We start from the raw sequence: 17,647 nt of genomic DNA, 5'->3' as shown, positions 1-17,647 counted from the left end.
ACGGAGGTATCGATGAGGCAGCTGGGCAACGTGCTGGTCACCGGCGGCGCTTCCGGGTTGGGCGCGGCCGCCGTCGAGGCCGTGCTGGCGGAGGGCGGGACCCCGCTGGTGCTCGACCGGGAGGTGCCCTCGGCGCCGGTCAAGCACGCCTGCGTCGACCTGGCCGACCGCCGCGCGGCCGAACATGCCGTGCAGGAGCTGGCCGAGGGCGCGGGCGGACTAGACGCGGTGTTCACCGCAGCCGGGATCGACAGCTGCGGGCAGCTGGGTTCGGTGCCCCCGGCGGACTGGGAACGCGTCATCGAGGTCAACCTCCTCGGCACCGCCGCCGTGGTGCGTGCAGCGCTGCCGCACCTGGAGCGGGCGCGGGGCACCGTGGTGACCTGCGCGTCGACCCTCGGGGTGAGCGCCGTCAGCGACGCGACGGCCTACTGCGCCTCGAAGTTCGGCATCGTCGGCTTCACCCGCGCGCTGGCCGCCGAGACCCGCGGCCGCATCGGGGTCACGCTGCTCGTGCCGGGCGGCATGCGCACCGCGTTCTTCGACGGCCGCGACGAGCAGTACAAGCCGCCGCCGGGAGCGAAGCTGAACAAGCCCGAGGACGTCGCGGCGGCGGTCGTGTTCGCCCTGCGCCAGCCGCCCGGCTGCGAGGTGCGCGAGATGGTGGTGTGCCACTCGGAGGAGCCGTCGTGGCCGTGACACCGGTGCTGCTCGTCCTCCGGGCGCTGGGCCTGGGGGACCTGCTCACCGCCGTCCCCGCGTTGCGCGGCTTGCGGCGGCACTTCCCGCAGCACCGGTTGGTGCTCGCCGCACCGCACCCGCTGGGGCACCTCCTCCCGCTGCTGCCGGAGGTCGACGAGCTGCACCACACCCCTTCGTTGCGGGAGTTCTCGTGGCCGGGGCGGGCCCCGGACGTGGCGGTCAACCTGCACGGGACGGGTCCGCAGTCGGTGGCGGCGCTGTGCGGCACGCGGGCACGGCGGGTCCTGACCCACCAGCACCCGGCCTTCCCGGCCCTGGCGGGGCCGGCGTGGCGGTGCGACCAGCACGAGGTGCAGCGCTGGTGCCGAATGCTGGAGCACCACGGCATCGCCGCCGACCCGGCGGACCTGGCGCTCCCCCGACCACCCGAGGAGCTCGAACCCGGTGCTGTGGTCGTGCACCCCGGTGCCAGCCACGGGGCGCGCCGCTGGCCGGTGGAGCGCTTCGCCGCCGTGGCCCGGCGCCTGGCGGCGGACGGGAACCGGGTGGTGGTCACGGGCTCGGCGGCGGAGGAGCCGCTCGCCCAGCGGGTGGCCGAGCTCGGTGGGCTGGCCCCGGACGCGGTGCTGGCCGGGGCGACCGGGCTGCGGCAGCTCGCCGGCCTGGTCGCCGGGGCGAAGCTGGTCGTCTGCGGGGACACCGGCGTCGCGCACCTGGCCACCGCCTACCGGACGCCTTCGGTGGTGCTCTTCGGACCGGTCGCCCCCGCCCAGTGGGGCCCACCGGCCGACGGGCGCCACATCGCCCTGTGGCACGGCCGCCGCGGCGACACCTTCGCCGCCGAACCGGACGCTGGGCTGCTGGCCCTCTCCGCGGGCCGGGTGATCGAGGCCGCCGAGGAACTCCTGGTCGCAACGGGCTGAAGTGGAGGAGCGGATGTGCGCCAACGACGTCCCACCTGGACCCGTCGCCGTGCGCGGCACGGGCCGCACCGCTGCCGTCGTGGTGGCGGGCCTGGCCCGGTTGGGCCACGAGGTGGTTTGCTCCCCGGAGGTGCTGCACCGGGCTGACCTGTCCGCCGAACCCGGTCTCGGCAGCGCCCTGCTGGACCCGCTGCGGTCGGGCCGCCTGCGGTGCTCGGGAGCGCCCCGAGCGCGGACGGTCTTCGTGTGCGGGGACCGGGCCGGGATCGCGAGGCTGTCGGAGCGCCTGCCGGACGGTGGCACCGTGGTGAACACCTGCCTGCCGCCGTGGGAGTGCACTTCGGCGCTCGCCGGGGCCCTCGGGCGGCCGGACCTGCGCTTCGCCAGCCACCCGCTGGTCCTGCGGCCCGGGACCGCGCTGCAGGACTTCCTGGCACCGGACTGCCTGGTCATCGGATCGACCGACCCGGCGGCGGGCAGGGTGGTCGCCGACCTTCACCCCGCGGCATCCGCACCCGTGGTGCACGTGGACCTGCGCACCGCCGACCTCGTCGGCCCGGCGCGCGACGGGCTCTGCGCGATGAAGCAGCAGTTCTTCGACCAGCTGGCGGACTACTGCCAAGCCGTGGGCGCCGACGTCGACAGCGTCGTCGCCTGCCTCCAGGGGGACCGGCGGATCGGGCGACCGCGCACCCGAGCCGCGACCGACCAGCTCGACGTCGACCAGCACCGCGGCGTCGCCCGCCTGCGGGCGCTGGCCGGGGCCGACGCCCCGCCCCCCACCCTCAGCGCGCTCGACGCGCACCCGTGAACCGTTGCGAGGCCGCATGGACCCCAGGACGCACAACCCACCGAACCGCCGGATCGCGGTGGTCGGCACCGGCTACGTCGGCCTGACCACCGGGGCCTGCCTGGCCTCGCTCGGCCACCGCGTGACGTGCTGCGACCTGGACCGGGCCAAGCTGGCGCAGCTGGCCCGGGGCGAGGTCCGCATCCGCGAACCCGGCCTCGGCGACCTCGTGCGCGCCGGGACCGGCTCCGGGCACCTGAGGTTCACGCACTCGTCGGTGGCCGCGGTGCGCGACGCGGAGTTCGTCTTCCTGTGCCTGCCGACGCCGATGGCGGCCGACGGCGGCGCGGACCTGGCGGCAGTGGCGGAGGTGTGCCGGGAGGTGCGCGACCACCTGGTCGGGGGCAGCCTGTTGGTGACCAAGTCAACCGTCCCGGTCGGCACGTCCGCGCGGTTGACCGAGCTGGTGGGGCGCGCCGACGTGGCGGTGGTGAGCAACCCCGAGTTCCTCCGCGAAGGCTTGGCCGTGCACGACTTCCTGCACCCGGACCGGATCGTGGTCGGTGCCGCGGACGAGGCGGCGGCTCAGCAGGTCGCCGACCTCTACGCCCAATTGGACGCACCGGTGGTGCGCACCGACCCGGCCAGCGCCGAGGTGGTCAAGTACGCGGCGAACTCCTTCCTGGCCACCAAGCTCTCCTACGTCAACGACCTCGCCGAGGTCTGCGAACGCGTGGGGGCGGACATCACCGGGATCACCACCTGCGCGGGGCACGACCACCGGATCGCCGACTCCTTCCTGCGGCCGGGGCCCGGCTGGGGTGGCTCGTGCCTGCCCAAGGACACCGCGGCGCTGCTGCACACCGCGGAGCTCGCCGGGGTGGAGCTGCCGCTGGTCCGGGCCGCGGTCGAGAGCAACCACCGGCACCGGCGCCGGGTGGTGCGCAAGATCGTCGCGGCCTGCGGAGGTGCCTTGACCGGGGCGCGGCTGGCACTGCTCGGCCTGGCGTTCAAGGCGGGAACCGACGACCTGCGCGACTCGCCCGCGCTCGCGGTCGCCGAGGCGCTGGCCCGGCGGGGCGCGGACCTGGTCGGCTTCGACCCGGCGCTGCGCGGTGACGAGCCGGGACTGCCCACGGAGATCGCCGTCGTGGACAGCGCTTACCAGGCGGCGAAGGGCGCCCGCGCAGTGGTGGTGCTCACCGACTGGCCGGAGTTTCGGGCCCTCGACTGGTCGCAGCTCCTCGACCTGGCCGAGCACCCGGTGGTCGTCGACACCCGCAACGTGCTGGACGCGGCATCGCTGCGCCGAGCGGGTGCGGTCGTCCACGGGGTGGGGCGGGCGCCGGACAGGTGAGCGCCGCGCGGCATGACTACTCGGCGGGTGGTTCGGATACCCCTGGGCAGGAGCAGACGATGAGGTGCGACCGACCCGCGTCGGGCGCTGCCGCCCGACGCTCCACATCGGACCACTGCGCTGTGGGGGTGCTTCGCTGATGGGGCAAGGGGTTCCGCACCCGATCGAACGGCTCCACGCCGCCCGGGACGAGATCGACAACGCCGCGACGCGCCAGAGCCGCGTCGACCTGGCGAAGGAGGACTGGCCCGCCTACGGCTCAGCCCTCCTCGGCGTGCTCTACTCGCTGGAGCACCTGACCAGCACGCTCGTCGAGCAGATCGACCGGGTGGACCGGGAGGAGCTGTTCGAGCGCGCGCTCCGGGACCACCCGCACGAAGCGCTGGACCGGGCCGTCGGCCACCTGCGGCACATGAACGACGTGCTGGCGTCCGCGGTCTCCGACGCCCGGGGCTACTGGGCGGAGTCCCGGCACGCGCACGAGGACACCGTGCAACGCCACGACGAGCCCGAGTCGTGACGCCCTACTGCAGCTTGGAGTAGTAGAGCTGCAGGAAGTCGGCACCGGCCAGCACGGAGAACGTGGTCGCGACCCAGCGGGTGGTGGCGGGCGCGAAGACCATGCCGATCGCGAACCCGGTGGCCACCCACAGGTCGAGGCAGAACGGGCAGGTAAGCAGCTCGCCGAGCGCGTGCCTGGTCTGGTCGGGCTTGCGGACCTCCTCGTTGACCTCCGAGGGCCCCGACTGCTCGGCGAACCGGGTGAAGGGCGAGCGCAGCGGGCTCGTGACGGAGTCCTTGGTCAGTGTGCGGGAGACCTTGTGCGTGGCGGCCGTGAGCAGCACGACGTCGAACACCCGGAGGCCGCTCGGTGGGGTGCGCCGGGTCGCGGCAGCGGCACCCGCTGCGGCCGCGACCACGGCCGCGAACGCGGCGATGAGCACCAGGTAGCCGCCGAGCGGGCGCTCCGCTCCGGCGCGGTACTCCGCCGCCTGCCGCTGGGCTCCGTCGATGACCCCGCTTCGGTCGTCGGTCATGGTGATCACCTGGGTCCGGTCGTTCCGGCGCGCGGCGCCGCTACTCGTTGTGGGTGTGTCACGGGCGCTGGCCGACGCCCGTGCTGAACTCCTGGCGCCGCCCGCCCGGCAGGCGCGTCCGCAGCGGCGGGGTCCGGCCGCCGCCCGCGTCGCGCACCCCCTGCAGGAACTCGGCCACCGCTGTGGTCGAGCTGTGCTCCGGCGACCACCCGAGCTCGTCGCGGGCCCGGGAGGTGTCCATCACCGGCAGCCGGAGGAAGGCCTCGAAGAGCCCAGGGGAGGCGGGGACGAGGTGCAGGTTCCACGCCGCGGAGAGCGCGGACCGCGCCACCCGCGTCGGCAGGCCGACCGTCGGCCTGCCGACGAGCTCCCCGAGCACCTGCGAATCGACCAGCGGGGCCGCCGCGACGTTGAAGGCGCCAACCCGCGTGCCGAGCGCGGCCAGCCGGTACGCCTCGCCGACGTCGTCGCTGTGCACCGCCTGGAACCGCATCCCGCCGGGGATCGGCAGGGCCGGGAGCAGGTCGGGGCGGACCATCCGGTTGACCACCAGTGGCCCCATGAACAGGCGCCGCTGCTGGGACGCCGACGCGTGCTTGAAGCAGAACGCGGTCCGCATCCTGACCAGCTCGACGTCCGGGTGCCGCAGCTCGAAGGCGTCCAGGTAGCGCTCCAGGTAGGCCTTCTCCCGGCTGTAGGCGGCGCCGGGCCACCCGTGCGTCGGCCAGGTCTCGTCCACGGGCTGGTCCCCGTGCCCTGAGCTGTAGGCGGCGACGGAGGAGGCGTAGACGATGCGCGGCACTCCAGCCGCAGCGGCGGCGTCGAAGACCCTGATGCTGCCGAGAACGTTGTTGCGCCACGTCGTGATCGGGTTGTGGGTGGGCTGGAAGAGCCAGGCCAGGTGGATCACGGCGTCGACCGGGGCGAACCGCGCCACCAGGTCGTCCTCCCGGACGTCGGTGCGCTCCCAGTGGACCTTCCCGCCGGTGACCGGCGGTTCCCGGCGGGACAGGGCGAGGACCTCGCCCACCGTCGGATCGGTTTCGAGCGCGGCGACCGTGCTGGTGCCGATGTTGCCGGTAGCTCCGACCACGGCGATGCGCCGTCGGCCCCCGGGCGCTGCCATGGCGCCACCTCCCGTTCGCGGCGGAGTTGCTCCCCACTCGGCTTCCCCCGTGCCCCACGGGCAAACCGCAGAGCCCGGAGTTGCTGGAGTGGTGATCCGTCTCTGGTCGTGCATGAGGGTTTCGTGGTCTGGTCGATCTGGATGTTGTTGGTGGGGCGTGAGTTGTGGAAGCCAACTCCAGTGGCGCCCGGCGGGAAAATCAATCCACATAGGACTCCACTGGGCAGGTGTCGCCCGCATGATCGGCAACGCGGTGCCCTTCACGGCCGGTGCAGGGGGCGGTCCCGGCGAGTTGCCGGAATCGGGTGTCGGGCCCCCCGGGCGGGGGTATGACCCGGTTAATCAGTCCGCAGGGAGGTCGATCCATGAAAACCGGACCTCAGATCGCGCTCGCGGTGGGTCTTGGCTACGCGCTGGGGCGCACCCGGAAGATGAAGCTGGCCCTCACGGTCGGCGGGATGCTGCTGGGCCGCCGCCTCCCGATGGATCCCAAGGCGCTGCTGGACCAGGGGGCCAAGCTCGTGGAGTCCTCGCCCGCCCTCGGCAAGCTGACCGGTGAGGTGCGGCAGAACCTCGTCGACGCGGCCAAGAGCGCCGCGCTCGCGGCAGCATCCAACAAGATCGACTCGGTCGGCGAGAACCTGAGCCGGCGAGCGGAAGGTCTGCGCGCGGTCCCGTCGCAGCGCTCCGAAGAGGGCTCGCAGGACGAGGACACCGAGGAGGAGCGCACTGAGGAGCGCCCGTCCGCTTCTTCGACGCGGGAACGGGCGAGCAGGGCGAAGGACACCGCTTCCGGGCGCGGCACCCGCCCGCGGGCCGCCTCGAAGTCCAGGCCGCAGTCGAGCGGCGGGCGGCGGACGAGGTCCAGCGGTGGGTCGAGCGGACGGCGAGGTGAGGACGATGGCTGAGCAGGCTGACCGGGGCACGTCGAGCTTGATCTCCGAGCTCCCGCTCGACCCCCTCCGCAAGGGCGCGCAGGACCTGCTCAGCGCCCTGGTGGAGCGGGCGGCGGGCTCGCTCACCGACAAGGTGGAGGGGATGGCCGAGCAACTCGCCAAGTCCGCCGCCAACGGGGGCGACGGTGTGCTGAAGGCCCTCCTGGGCGGCAGCAAGATGGGCCTGATCTCCGCGCCCGTCAAGGCCGCGGTCGGCGGGCTCAAAGACAAGGTCGGCGGAGCACTGGGCGGCGTCCTCGGCGGCGGCGGTGGGGGCGGCGGCCGCGGCGGGGCGGACGAGACCAAGGTCGTCAACATCGTCGAGCAGGCCGACGTGGGCCTACCGGTGCGGGTCGCCTACGACCAGTGGACGCAGTTCGAGGAGTTCCCCCGCTTCACCAAGAAGGTCAACCAGGTCGACCAGTCCGCTGACGAGGAGGTCACCTGGAAGGCCCAGATCTTCCTGTCCCACCGAAGCTGGAAGGCCACCATCATCGACCAGGTGCCGGAGGACCGGATCGTCTGGACCTCGGAGGGGGACAAGGGGACCGTCGACGGGTCGGTGACCTTCCACGCGCTGGCGGCGAACCTGACGAAGATCCTGCTGGTGATCGAGTACCGGCCCAAGGGGTTCTTCGAGCAGACCGCGAACCTGTGGCGGGCGCAGGGGCGTCGGGTGCGCGCGGACTTCAAGCACATCCAGCGGCACATGATGACGCGGACGATCTTGGAGCAGGACGAGATCGAGGGTTGGCGCGGTGAGATCCGCGACGGAGAGGTGGTCAAGACCCACGACGAGGCCATGTCCGAGCAGGAGGGCGACGAGCGCGGCTCGGACCGCGAGGAGGACGAGGAGTCCGACCGGGACGAGCGGGAGGACGACCGCGACGAGTACGAGGACGACGAGGACTCCTACGACGAGGACGAGGACCGCGACGAGGACGAGGACTACCAGGACCAGGACGAGGACGAGTACGACGAGCAGGACGAGGACGAGGAGCCCGACGACGAGCGCACGAGCGGCCGTCGCGAGCGAGCGACCTCCGGACGCAGGAGATGAACCGATGACGATCGCGAACACAGGCGGGGGCGGGTCTTCACAGGTCCAGCGAGCGCCATCGAGCAGCCTGGCCGACGTGGTGGGGCAGATCCTCGACAAGGGACTGGTCATCGACGCGTTCGTCCGCGTCTCCCTGGTCGGGATCGAGCTCGTCACCATCGACGCGCGCGTGGTGGTGGCCGGGGTGGACACCTACCTCCGCTTCGCGGAGGCGACGAACCGGCTCGACCTGCACGAGAAGGGCGGCAAGGACCTGACCGAGCTGACCCAGGGCATGACGCAGAGCGGTGCCGAGGGCAAGACCAAGGGGATGATCGACGCCGCCAAGGACAAGTTCGACGAGTTCCGGGACGAGAAGCGGGAGAAGCAGCCCTCGCGGCGGCGCGACGACGACCGAGGACGTGATCGGTGATGGCGCACGTGCAGCAGGAACAGGACCCCGGCAGCGCGGCGGCGCAGGGCACGGGCGGGGTGTACGTCTACGGCATCATCCGGTCCTCGCACCCCGTCCCGGAGGACCTCGCCTCGGTGGGCGACGACGACGCCCCGGTGCGGGCGGTGTCGCACGGATCGCTGTCCGCGGTGATCAGCGACCTGCAGCTGTCCCGGCCGCTGGGCAAGCGCGACGACCTCCTCGCGCACGAGCAGGTCCTCGACACCCTCGCCGCCGAGACAGCGGTGGTGCCCATGCGCTTCGGTGGTGTGGTGGCCTCCGCGGAGGAGGTGGTCAACGAGCTGCTGGCGCCGCACGAGGAGCACTTCGCGGACCTGCTCGCCCAGCTCGACGGCGTGGTCCAGTTCACGGTGCGCGGGCGTTACTCGGACTCCTCGCACATCCGCGAGATCGTGGCGGAAAACCCCGAGATCGGGCAGCTCCGCGAATCACTGCGCGGTGTTCCGCAGGAGGAGGGTTACGACCAGCGGCTCAAGCTCGGCGAACTGGTCAGCAACGCCGTGGTCGCCAAGCGCGAAACCGACGTCGGCGAGCTGCTCGACGCGCTGTCCCCGCACGTCGTCGCGACGGTGGTCCGCGAGGTCGGCGGCGAGGACGACGCGTTCGACGTCGCCGTGCTGGTGGAGCACGACAGGCGCGACGCCTTCGAGGAGGCGCTGGACGAGCTGGGCGACCGGTGGAGCGGTCGCCTCCAGCTGCGCCTGGTGGGGCCGTTGGCGCCCTACGACTTCGTTCCCGAGGAGTGATCATGGGACTGATCAGCGGTCTGCTCACGCTCCCGCTGGCACCGGTCCGCGGTGTCGTGTGGACGGTCGACCAGGTGAGGCGGCACGCCGAGCAGAACTACTACGACACGGCGATGATCCGGCGGAAGCTGGCGGAGGTCGACGACGCGCACGCGGCGGGGGAGCTGACCGACGAGGAGCGCGACGAGATCGAGGCGGCGTGGCTGGACAGGCTGTTCGAGGCGCAGCGCCGCCACGCGGCGGGGGAGTTGTGATCCGTGGCGACCAACCGCGATGACCGCGACGTCGAGGAACGCCGGCCCCGACGCCGGGAGCAGGGCGGCTCCCGGCAGGACTCCGAACCGGAGGAGCGTGGCCGCACCAGGTCGGCGGAGCCCGAGCGCAGCCGGGAGCGGCGCCCTGCCCTCAAGGCCGCCGACATCGCCCAGCTGGCCCTGCGGCAGGTGCACCAGCTGACCGGGAAGGACCCGGAGGGGGTGACCTCGCTGACCAGCACCGACGACGGGTGGGTGGTGGCGGTGGAGGTGGTCGAGGCCCACCGGGTCCCCAACACCGCGGACATCCTGGCCATCTACGAGGCAGAGCTCGACGAGGAGGGTGACTTGGTCTCCTACCGGCGCATCAACCGCTACTCGCGGGGGCAGGGCGACTAGCGATGACGGGACGCGGCCGCGACGACCAGCAGCCGGACCGGGCGCGCGCCCCGGTCTGGCAGGGGCAGCGCGCCAACGTCGCCCCCCGCCAGGAGTCGGGCGCGAACCTCGCCGACATCCTGGAACGGGTGCTGGACAAGGGGATCGTCATCGCTGGCGACATCCAGGTGAACCTGCTCGACATCGAGCTGCTCACCATCAAGCTGCGGCTCGTCGTCGCCTCGGTGGAGCGGGCCCGCGAGATGGGCATCGACTGGTGGGAGCACGACCCCACGCTGTCCTCCGGCCACCGCGACCTGGAGGTCGAGAACCGCCGCCTGCGCGACCAGGTGCGCGAGCTCGGCGGCGAACCGCCAGCGGTGGAGGGGCGGAAGTCCAGGAACTCCGAGGAGCAGGACCGTGGCTGAGCCGATGACCTACGTCTACGGGATCATGCCCGATCCCGGCACCGACGCGACCCCGGACGTGCTCGGGGTGGGGGGCGCGGCTGTCCGGGTCGTCCGGGAAGCGGGCCTGGCGGCGCTGGTGAGCACGGTCGACGCGGCGGAGTTCGGGGAGGAACCGCTGCGGACGAACCTCGAAGACCTGCAGTGGCTGGAGGCCACCGCCCGCGCGCACAACCAGGTGCTGCTCGTCGCGGCACCCGGTGCGGCGGTCGCGCCGTTCGGGTTGGCGACGGTCTACTTCGACGACGACCGGGTCCGGGCGCTGCTGGCCGAGCGGTCGCCGGACTTCACCGAGGTCCTGCGCACCATCGAGGGCCGGGTGGAGTGGGGTGTCAAGGCGTACGCGGACCTCGACAACCCCGCCCTGCGGCGCGCGGGGACCAGCGCGGTCGAGGAGCCAGCCGGTGGGCCCGGTGCGTCGTACCTGCGCCAGCTTCGGGAGCGCCGGGACAGCCGGGCCGACGCGGAGGGCGTGGCGGTGGAACTGGCCGGGGAGGTCCACGACGAGCTCAGCGCGCTCGCTGCGGCGAGCCGCGTGCACCCGCCGCAGAACCGCGAGCTCGCCGGTTACGCGGGCCTGATGGTGCTCAACTGCTCCTACCTGGTGGACGAGGCGGCAGGGGAGGAGTTCGCCGCGCAGGTGCGCGCGCTGGCCGGTCGCAACGAGGCGCTGGAGGTCCAGCTGACCGGGCCGTGGCCGCCGTACTCCTTCGCCGAGATCCGAACGGGAGGAGAGCAATGACCCGAGCAGACGTCGTCACCCCCCGGCAGCCCGGCGGACCCTCCGACGTCCGCGAGGTCGCCCTGGTCGACCTGCTGGACCGCCTGCTCGCGGGGGGAGTGGTGCTGACCGGGGACGTGACGATCTCGCTGGCCGGGGTCGACCTGGTCCGGGTGTCGCTGCGCGCCATCATCTGCTCGGTCCACGACGCGCTGGAGCCCCGGTATGGCATCGACTCCTAGCTCGGCGGGCGACGGGCGCCGGGGCAGGCTCCCGCACCGGATCGAGACCGATGCGGAGGCGGTGCAGCGCGACCTCGTCCGGTTGGTGCTCACCGTGGTGGAGCTGGTGCGCCAGCTGATGGAGCGGCAGGCCCTGCGGCGGGTGGAGGGCGGTGACCTCGACGAGCAGCAGGAGGAGGAGCTCGGGATGGCGCTGATGAAGCTCTCGGAGGGCATGCAGGAGCTCCGCGACCGGTTCGGCTTCACCGAGGCCGACCTCAACATCGACCTCGGCCCGCTGGGCCCGCTCCTCCCGCGCGACTGATGCCGGTTGCCACCGAAGTCGTCGCGCACCGGTCGACCGGTGCGGCGCCCGCGGCGTCCGAAGTGGACACCCCGGCCGCGGTCCGGTCACGACGAGCGGCTCACCACGAGCAGGGCGATGTCGTCCGCCGGGCGTTCCGCGCCGACGAGCTTGTTCATGACAGCCGTGCACACGCTGGTCGCCGAGGCGGGGACGACGGCCTGGCGCAACCGCTCGAGCCCGGCGTCGATGGGTTCGCCGCGGCGCTCGACCAACCCGTCGGTGTAGAAGCAGACGACACCGTCCTCGGGCACGTCGAGGAGTGCCGTGCGGCGCTCGCAGTTGGACACCCCGAGGCCCACCGGTGGGTCGACCGGGAGGTCGGTGAGCTCCCGGCCGCCGGGCCCGGCGACGACCGGCGGCAGGTGGCCGGCCAGCGAGATCCGGAGCTGGAACGTGGCCGGGTCGTAGGTCGAGTAGCTGACCGTGGCCATGGCGTTGGGTTCGAAGTGCGTCACCTTGCGGTCGAGCTTGTGCAGCACGACGCCGGGGTCATCGCTCTCGATGGCGTAGGCGCGCAGCGCACTGCGGAGCCTGCCCATCACGATGGCGGCCGGGAGCCCGCTGCCCACTACGTCGCCCATCACGATGCCGATGTGGCCGGACGGCAGGTCGAAGACGTCGTACCAGTCGCCGCCGATGCCCGGCTCGTCCCCCGAGACGTAGCGCGCGTCCAATGTGACCCCTGCCACGGACGGCAGGCGGGTGGGCACCAGGCTGCGCTGCAGCGCCTTGGTCGCGGCGCGTTCGGCGCGGGTGGTGCTGGAGCGCATGGCCATCGCGAGGCGGTCCGCGGCGAGCTGGAGCAGGTGCACGTCGTGCCCGGTGAAGTCGCGGAAGGCGTAGGTGCCGACGTACAGCACGCCGACGATCTCCCCGTTCGCCAGCATCGGCGCGCCGACCAGCGTCGAGATGCCGCGCCCGTGGAACGCCGGGTGCAGGATCGACGGGTCCTGCCGACTGTCCAGGATCGACGGTCGGCGACCTGCGGCGATCGCATCGGAGAAGGAGTGCCCCGCGGGGATCCGGACGTTCTGGCGGACTTCGTCCTCGATGCCCACCGCAGCCGCGGCGACCAGCAGCTCCCCGACCGGTTCGTAGCGCATGACCGCAGCGGTGTCGGCGTCCAGGAGGTCGCTGACCCGGTGCAGCATCTCCCGCAGCAAGTCATCGGACTCGAGGTGGGAGAGCGCGGTGTCGATGACTTGCTCGATCTGCCGCAGCCTCTCCTCGGCGCCGCCGGGCGAACTGACCGAGGTCTTCATGGGGCCATCCTATCCCGCCGATGCCGAACCACTTTTGCATTCCGGTCGCGTGGGGGCCACCATGGGGGCATGGTGACGCCTACCGATCCGGACCAACCGCAAGTGCCGCTGAACGTGCTCACCCGGTGGTCGGACCGGACCTTGCTGGTGGAGGTGGCGGGCGAGATCGAGTTGATCAACGCCCCTCGGGTGGAGGAGCTGGTCGACAACGCCCTGGACGAGAAACCGGAGGCGTTGGTCCTGGACCTCACCGGGGTGACTTTCCTGTCCTCAGCCGGACTGGCGATGCTGGTCCGAGCGCGCAACCGCGCGGGCGACGACGTCGAGTTCCGCGTCGTCGTTGGTGGTCCGGCGACCGCGCGACCGGTCCAGCTGACCGGCCTGGACCAGGAGATCGACGTCTTCTCCTCCCTCGAGAAGGCGATGGCCGCGTCCGCTTGATCGCGATGCTCCGCGAACGGCGGAGGGATGGGTTCGAAACCATGGCTGGCGAGCTCGACGGTGGCCCCACACCGCGTGCGGCCCCGTGCGGCGACGCCCAGGCACCGGCGTTGCGCTACCAGCTGGCGGCGGCCACACCTGCTGACATCCGCACCCTGCGCGACGAGCTGGTCGCGTGGAGCCGACGCGCCGGTCTCGGCGCACCAGCCGTGGAGGCACTTGCCCTGGCCTGCTACGAAGCGATGGCGAACGTCGTCGAGCACGCGTACTCCCGCGCTGGCACGATCGACGTGGAAGCGGAGCACCGGGTGGCGGAGCAGCTGATCGAGATCACCATCGTCGACCGCGGCAACTGGGTCCCGCCGGATTCCGACGGCCACCCCAACCGCGGCCAGGGAATACCGCTGATCCACAACCTCGCCGACCGCGCCGTGATCACCCCCACGGCGTCGGGCACCACCGTCGAGCTCAGCTGGCAGATCGGCCCGCGGAGCTGAGCGCTTCACCGCTGCGCCGGTAGCCAGGTCATCTCCGGGGGCAGGGGTTCGGCGGCGTGCTGGGCGCCGGTGATCGTCGCCACGAAGGCCTCCGAGGCTGCCGCGAGGGGGCGGTTCGGGTCGCGGACCACCGCGATCTGGCGGCGGGTTTCCGGGGCGCCCAGCGCTCGGTGCTCGAGGTGGGCGAACTGGACGAGCGGCAGCACCAGTCCGGGCACCACCGCCACGCCCAGTCCCGCCGCGACCAGACCTGCGACGGTGCCGATGTTGCGCGATTCCAGCACCACCTCCGGGCCGACCTGTGCGGTGGCGAAGGCGCGTTCGGCGTGCTGGCGGATGCTGCTGCTGGGTTCGAAGGCGATGTGCGGCTCGCCCGCCAGGTCCGCCCAGGTGAGCTCGCGGCGCTGCGAGAACCGGTGCTGCGGTGGGAAGACGCAGCAGAACTGGTCGGTGGCGATCGGGCGGACGTCCAGGTCCGGCAGCGGTTCGGCGGTCACGGTGACCGCCAGGTCGACCTCGCCGGAGCGGACCTGCTGCAGCACCTCGTCGGACATCCCGTCCACGATGGACAGTTCGACACCGGGGTGCGCCGCGCGGTAGGTGGAGACCACCGGCGGGAGCAGGATCGCCGCCAGCGAGGGCAGGGCCGCGACGCGCACCCGGCCGCGGCTGCCCGCGAGGAAGCCCTCGAAGTGGTTGATGCCCGCGTCGAACGCGTCCACCACCCGCCGGGCCACCCGGCAGAACTCGTCGCCTTCCGGGGTCGTCACCAGGTTCCGGGTGGTGCGGTGGAACAGCGTGGTGCCGAGCTTGCGCTCGACCTCGCGGACCGTGCGGCTCATCGAGGACTGGGCCAGGTGCAGCTCCTCGGCGGCGAGGGTGAAGCTCCCGGCGTCGTGCACCGCGAGCACCAGCCGGAGCTGCTGGTACGTCAGGTCCATGCGCATGGTGCATCAATCTATCAACAACTGTTGCTTGACCTGCATGAGCGGTGCGGATCACAGTACCTCCGTCCGACTTCGGAGGTGGTGCGTGCTCGCCGCGAGTGGATTCCTGACCGTCGGGGTGTTCCTGGCCCTGGTGCTGTCCCGCCGCGTCCCGGTGCTCTTCGCCCTCACCCTGGTGCCGATGGCGGCGGCACTGGCCAGCGGCTTCGGCGGCCAGCTCGGGGCACTGGTCGCCGACGGGCTGGCCACCGTCGCCCCGGTGGCCATCATGATCACCTTCGCGGTGCTCTACTTCAGCCTGATGATCGACGCCGGGCTGTTCGACCCAGCGGTGGCCCGGATCCTGCGCTGGGCCGGGGGAGATCCGCTGAAGATCACCGTCGGCACCGCGCTGCTGACGCTGCTCGTCGCGCTCGACGGTGACGGGGCGTCGACGTTCCTGATCACGGTCTCCGCGCTGCTGCCGATCTACCAGCGGCTGGGCATGCGGCGCATCGTGCTCGCCGGGGTGGTCTGCCTGGCGGCCGGGGTGATGAACATGGTGCCGTGGGGCGGTCCGACAGCCCGCGCGATGGCCGCGCTCGACCTGGACACCGGCCAGCTGTTCGTGCCGGTGCTGCCCGCGATGATGGCCGGGGTCCTGTGGGTGCTGGTCGCGGCCTACCTGATCGGCCGGGTGGAGCGGAAGCGGCTCGGCGTCATCGAGGTCGACGTGGTGGACCGGGCGAGGCTCACCGGCGCGCAGCGGGTGCGGTTCTGGACCAACGCGGTCCTGACGCTGGTGCTGGTGGGGTGCCTGCTGGCGCAGCTGGCGGACCTGGAAGTGCTGTTCCTGCTGGCGTTCCTGGTGGCGCTGCTGGTCAACCGGGCGTCCTGGGCCGGCCAGCAGGAGTTGCTGAGCAAGCACGCCCACAACGTGGTGCTGGTCGTAGTGGTGATCTTCGCTGCCGGGGTCTTCACTGGCGTCCTCACCGGCACCGGGATGACCGGGGCGATGGCCGAGGCCCTGGTGTCGGTCGTGCCCGACTCGGCGTCGGGCTTGCTGCCGGTGGCCACCGCGATCACCAGCATGCCGTTGAGCCTGGTGTTCACCCCGGACGCCTTCTACTACGGCGTGGTGCCGGTGCTGGCCGAGACCACCGCGGCGCTCGGCGGTGACCCGGCGGCGATCGGGCGGGCCGCGGTCCTCGGGCAGATGACCACCGGGTTCCCGCTCAGCCCGCTGACCGCGTCGACGTTCATCCTGCTCGGGATGAGCAAGGTCGACCTCGGCGACCACCAGCGGTTCATCTTCGGGTGGGCCTTCGGCACCACCCTGGTGATGACCGCCGTCGCGCTGGCCACGGGGGTGCTGTGATGCGCATCGGGAGCGGGGCGGGCTTCGCCGGGGACCGGATCGAGCCCGCGGTGGACCTCGCGGCGCGCGGTGGGCTGGACGACCTGGTGCTGGAATGCCTGGCGGAGCGCACCATCGCGCTCGGCCAGCAGCGCAGGCTGCGCGATCCGGCGCTCGGCCACGACCCGCGGCTGCGGGCGCGGTTCGAGCCGCTGCTGCCGGTGGCGCTGGAGCGCGGCGTGCGGGTGGTGACCAACATGGGCGCGGCGAATCCGCTCGCGGCGGGGCGGGAGACCCGAGATCTGCTGGTGGAGCTCGGGTTGACCGGCAGGGTCGCGGTGGTCACCGGGGACGACGTGCTGGACCGGCTGGACCTGCGGCGCCCCGCGCTGGAGAACGGGATCGCGCTCGCCGACCACGGGCCGGTGGTGTCGGCGAACGCCTACCTGGGCGCCGATGCGCTGCTGCCCGCACTCGAGGCCGGGGCGCACGTGGTGCTGACCGGTCGGGTCGCGGACCCGTCGCTGTTCGTCGCGCCGCTGGCCCACCGGCTGGGGTGGGATCTCGACGACTGGCCGCGCATCGCGTCCGGGACGCTCGTCGGGCACGTGCTGGAATGTGCGGGCCAGGTCACCGGCGGTTACTTCGCCGACCCCGGCGTGACGGACGTGCCCGGCCTGGCCGAGCTCGGCTTCCCGTTCGCGGACGTGGCCCCCGACGGCACCGCGACCATCGGCAAGCTCGCGGGCACCGGCGGCGTCGTGTCCACCGCGACCGTGCGCGAGCAGCTGCTCTACGAGGTCACCGACCCGACGGGTTACCGCACACCGGACGTGGTGCTGGACTTCCGCTCCGTGCGGGCGGAGCAGACCGGCGTCGACCGCGTCCGGATCGGTGGCGCCACCGGCCGTCCCCGCCCGGCGGAGCTGAAGGTCAGCGTCGGTTACCGCGCGGGCTACCGGGCGGAGTGCGGCATCAGCTACGCCGGGCCGAACGCCACCCGCCGGGCACGACTGGCGGCGGACGTCGTCACCGCCCGGCTGCGCGGCACCGGGCTGCGGATCAGGGCGGATGTCCTCGGTGCGCTGGGTGGTTCCGGCGAGCCCGGCGACGAGTGCCGACTCCGGGTGGCCGCGATGGCGCCGAACCCGGCGGCGGCCGACGTGGTGTGCCACGAGGTCGAGGCGCTCTACACCAACGGCCCGGCGGGCGGCGGCGGTGTCCGCACCGATGTCCGCGAGGTGGTCGGGATCGTGTCGACCCTGATTCCGCGCGAGGACGTGGAAACCCAGCTGACCGTGTTGGAGGCCGACGGTGCTGCTGCATGACATCGCCCACTGCCGCGCGGGGGACAAGGGCGACACCTCAACCCTGTCGCTGTTCCCGCACCGCGACGAGGACTTCCCGCTCCTGGTCCGGGAAGTGACGCCGGAGCGGGTCCGGCAGCACCTCGCGAACCACATCCGAGGCGAGGTGCTGCGCTGGCAGCTACCGAACCTCTGCGCCCTCCAGTTCACCTGCCACCAAGCCCTCGACGGAGGAGTGACAACCTCCCTGGCCCTCGACACCCACGGCAAAACCCTCAGCTCCCGCCTCCTCACCCTCCCCCTGCACCCCTGAGCCCCA

Annotated in this window: 24 protein-coding genes; 20 read left to right on the top strand and 4 right to left on the bottom strand. The window is 72.5% G+C overall.

Annotated features, from left to right (window positions below; genetic code table 11):
• Positions 1 to 12 precede the first annotated feature (12 nt).
• The 5 genes from ABT324_RS23965 (at position 13) to ABT324_RS23945 (ending at position 4,292) form a co-directional block, all read left to right on the top strand.
• Positions 13 to 699 (top strand): SDR family oxidoreductase, encoded by a 687-nt coding sequence (locus ABT324_RS23965; RefSeq protein WP_351181710.1) that lies wholly within the window; start codon positions 13 to 15, stop codon positions 697 to 699.
• The gene (locus ABT324_RS23960; RefSeq protein WP_502949787.1) at positions 696 to 1,625 is read left to right on the top strand and encodes a glycosyltransferase family 9 protein; all 930 of its coding nucleotides are present in this window, start codon (positions 696 to 698) and stop codon (positions 1,623 to 1,625) included. Before ABT324_RS23965 ends, ABT324_RS23960 begins: the two co-directional genes overlap by 4 nt.
• Before the next feature lie 13 nt (positions 1,626 to 1,638).
• Entirely contained in the window at positions 1,639 to 2,436 is a 798-nt protein-coding gene (locus ABT324_RS23955; RefSeq protein ID WP_351181704.1) for a Rossmann-fold NAD(P)-binding domain-containing protein, read from the top strand.
• 16 nt (positions 2,437 to 2,452) lie between these two features.
• Positions 2,453 to 3,772: a UDP-glucose dehydrogenase family protein gene (locus ABT324_RS23950; RefSeq protein WP_351181701.1), complete on the top strand. Its 1,320-nt coding sequence runs from the start codon at positions 2,453 to 2,455 to the stop codon at positions 3,770 to 3,772.
• A 139-nt stretch (positions 3,773 to 3,911) separates the two neighbouring features.
• Positions 3,912 to 4,292: a hypothetical protein gene (locus tag ABT324_RS23945; RefSeq protein ID WP_351181698.1), complete on the top strand. Its 381-nt coding sequence runs from the start codon at positions 3,912 to 3,914 to the stop codon at positions 4,290 to 4,292.
• A gap of 4 nt (positions 4,293 to 4,296) precedes the next feature.
• On the opposite strand, the gene ABT324_RS23940 is transcribed toward ABT324_RS23945, so the two are convergent.
• Both ABT324_RS23940 and ABT324_RS23935 read right to left on the bottom strand, forming a co-directional pair.
• The gene (locus ABT324_RS23940; RefSeq protein ID WP_351181695.1) at positions 4,297 to 4,809 is read right to left on the bottom strand and encodes a DUF1360 domain-containing protein; all 513 of its coding nucleotides are present in this window, start codon (positions 4,807 to 4,809) and stop codon (positions 4,297 to 4,299) included.
• Positions 4,810 to 4,867: 58 nt separating this feature from the next.
• The gene (locus ABT324_RS23935) at positions 4,868 to 5,935 is read right to left on the bottom strand and encodes an NAD-dependent epimerase/dehydratase family protein (RefSeq protein ID WP_351181692.1); all 1,068 of its coding nucleotides are present in this window, start codon (positions 5,933 to 5,935) and stop codon (positions 4,868 to 4,870) included.
• Positions 5,936 to 6,300: 365 nt separating this feature from the next.
• Between ABT324_RS23935 and ABT324_RS23930 the strand changes: the two genes are divergently transcribed.
• The 10 genes from ABT324_RS23930 to ABT324_RS23885 are packed head-to-tail and all read left to right on the top strand — an operon-like array spanning position 6,301 to position 11,496.
• Positions 6,301 to 6,843, top strand: a complete 543-nt coding sequence (locus tag ABT324_RS23930; protein WP_351181689.1) for a hypothetical protein — start codon at positions 6,301 to 6,303, stop codon at positions 6,841 to 6,843.
• The gene (locus ABT324_RS23925) at positions 6,836 to 7,930 is read left to right on the top strand and encodes an SRPBCC family protein (RefSeq protein WP_351181686.1); all 1,095 of its coding nucleotides are present in this window, start codon (positions 6,836 to 6,838) and stop codon (positions 7,928 to 7,930) included. Before ABT324_RS23930 ends, ABT324_RS23925 begins: the two co-directional genes overlap by 8 nt.
• A gap of 4 nt (positions 7,931 to 7,934) precedes the next feature.
• A complete protein-coding gene (gvpJ, locus tag ABT324_RS23920) occupies positions 7,935 to 8,342 on the top strand; it encodes a gas vesicle protein GvpJ (RefSeq protein WP_351181683.1) in 408 nt (135 codons plus the stop codon).
• Positions 8,342 to 9,130, top strand: coding sequence for a GvpL/GvpF family gas vesicle protein (locus tag ABT324_RS23915; RefSeq protein WP_351181749.1), 789 nt, complete (start codon positions 8,342 to 8,344; stop codon positions 9,128 to 9,130). Before gvpJ ends, ABT324_RS23915 begins: the two co-directional genes overlap by 1 nt.
• 2 nt (positions 9,131 to 9,132) lie before the next feature.
• Entirely contained in the window at positions 9,133 to 9,384 is a 252-nt protein-coding gene (locus tag ABT324_RS23910; protein WP_351181680.1) for a gas vesicle protein GvpG, read from the top strand.
• 3 nt (positions 9,385 to 9,387) lie between these two features.
• Positions 9,388 to 9,783 carry a gas vesicle protein GvpO gene (gene gvpO / locus ABT324_RS23905; protein WP_351181677.1) on the top strand — a complete coding sequence of 132 codons (396 nt, stop codon included), beginning with the start codon at positions 9,388 to 9,390 and terminating at the stop codon, positions 9,781 to 9,783.
• 2 nt (positions 9,784 to 9,785) lie between these two features.
• Complete coding sequence (locus tag ABT324_RS23900; RefSeq protein ID WP_351181674.1) at positions 9,786 to 10,190, top strand: gas vesicle protein; 405 nt, start codon at positions 9,786 to 9,788, stop codon at positions 10,188 to 10,190.
• Positions 10,183 to 10,971, top strand: a complete 789-nt coding sequence (locus tag ABT324_RS23895; protein WP_351181671.1) for a GvpL/GvpF family gas vesicle protein — start codon at positions 10,183 to 10,185, stop codon at positions 10,969 to 10,971. Before ABT324_RS23900 ends, ABT324_RS23895 begins: the two co-directional genes overlap by 8 nt.
• On the top strand, positions 10,968 to 11,192 hold the full coding sequence (locus ABT324_RS23890; RefSeq protein WP_351181668.1) for a gas vesicle protein: 225 nt from the start codon (positions 10,968 to 10,970) through the stop codon (positions 11,190 to 11,192). Before ABT324_RS23895 ends, ABT324_RS23890 begins: the two co-directional genes overlap by 4 nt.
• Positions 11,176 to 11,496, top strand: coding sequence for a gas vesicle protein K (locus ABT324_RS23885; protein WP_351181665.1), 321 nt, complete (start codon positions 11,176 to 11,178; stop codon positions 11,494 to 11,496). Before ABT324_RS23890 ends, ABT324_RS23885 begins: the two co-directional genes overlap by 17 nt.
• Before the next feature lie 86 nt (positions 11,497 to 11,582).
• Here the strand turns inward: ABT324_RS23885 and ABT324_RS23880 are convergent, their stop codons facing one another.
• Positions 11,583 to 12,800, bottom strand: a complete 1,218-nt coding sequence (locus ABT324_RS23880) for a PP2C family protein-serine/threonine phosphatase (RefSeq protein WP_351181662.1) — start codon at positions 12,798 to 12,800, stop codon at positions 11,583 to 11,585.
• 69 nt (positions 12,801 to 12,869) lie between these two features.
• On the opposite strand from ABT324_RS23880, the gene ABT324_RS23875 reads away from it, so the two are divergent.
• Positions 12,870 to 13,241: an STAS domain-containing protein gene (locus ABT324_RS23875; RefSeq protein WP_351181659.1), complete on the top strand. Its 372-nt coding sequence runs from the start codon at positions 12,870 to 12,872 to the stop codon at positions 13,239 to 13,241.
• A 41-nt stretch (positions 13,242 to 13,282) separates the two neighbouring features.
• Positions 13,283 to 13,738: an ATP-binding protein gene (locus ABT324_RS23870; protein ID WP_351181656.1), complete on the top strand. Its 456-nt coding sequence runs from the start codon at positions 13,283 to 13,285 to the stop codon at positions 13,736 to 13,738.
• 5 nt (positions 13,739 to 13,743) lie between these two features.
• Here the strand turns inward: ABT324_RS23870 and ABT324_RS23865 are convergent, their stop codons facing one another.
• Positions 13,744 to 14,685, bottom strand: coding sequence for a LysR family transcriptional regulator (locus ABT324_RS23865; protein WP_351181653.1), 942 nt, complete (start codon positions 14,683 to 14,685; stop codon positions 13,744 to 13,746).
• Positions 14,686 to 14,770: 85 nt separating this feature from the next.
• Between ABT324_RS23865 and ABT324_RS23860 the strand changes: the two genes are divergently transcribed.
• Genes ABT324_RS23860 through ABT324_RS23850 form a run of 3 tightly spaced genes read left to right on the top strand, consistent with a single transcriptional unit; the run spans position 14,771 to position 17,641 of the window.
• Positions 14,771 to 16,042, top strand: a complete 1,272-nt coding sequence (locus tag ABT324_RS23860; RefSeq protein WP_351181650.1) for a CitMHS family transporter — start codon at positions 14,771 to 14,773, stop codon at positions 16,040 to 16,042.
• Positions 16,042 to 17,349 carry an acyclic terpene utilization AtuA family protein gene (locus tag ABT324_RS23855; RefSeq protein WP_351181647.1) on the top strand — a complete coding sequence of 436 codons (1,308 nt, stop codon included), beginning with the start codon at positions 16,042 to 16,044 and terminating at the stop codon, positions 17,347 to 17,349. The genes ABT324_RS23860 and ABT324_RS23855 overlap by 1 nt, the downstream gene beginning before the upstream one ends.
• Positions 17,336 to 17,641, top strand: coding sequence for an AtuA-related protein (locus ABT324_RS23850; RefSeq protein ID WP_351181644.1), 306 nt, complete (start codon positions 17,336 to 17,338; stop codon positions 17,639 to 17,641). Before ABT324_RS23855 ends, ABT324_RS23850 begins: the two co-directional genes overlap by 14 nt.
• Positions 17,642 to 17,647: the final 6 nt, after the last annotated feature.

It is taken from the genome of Saccharopolyspora sp. NPDC000359, assembly GCF_040300525.1.
In the GTDB taxonomy this organism is placed as follows: domain Bacteria; phylum Actinomycetota; class Actinomycetes; order Mycobacteriales; family Pseudonocardiaceae; genus Saccharopolyspora.
Note: the sequence above shows the minus strand (reverse complement) of the source record. Positions and strands in the feature narration are given on the sequence as shown.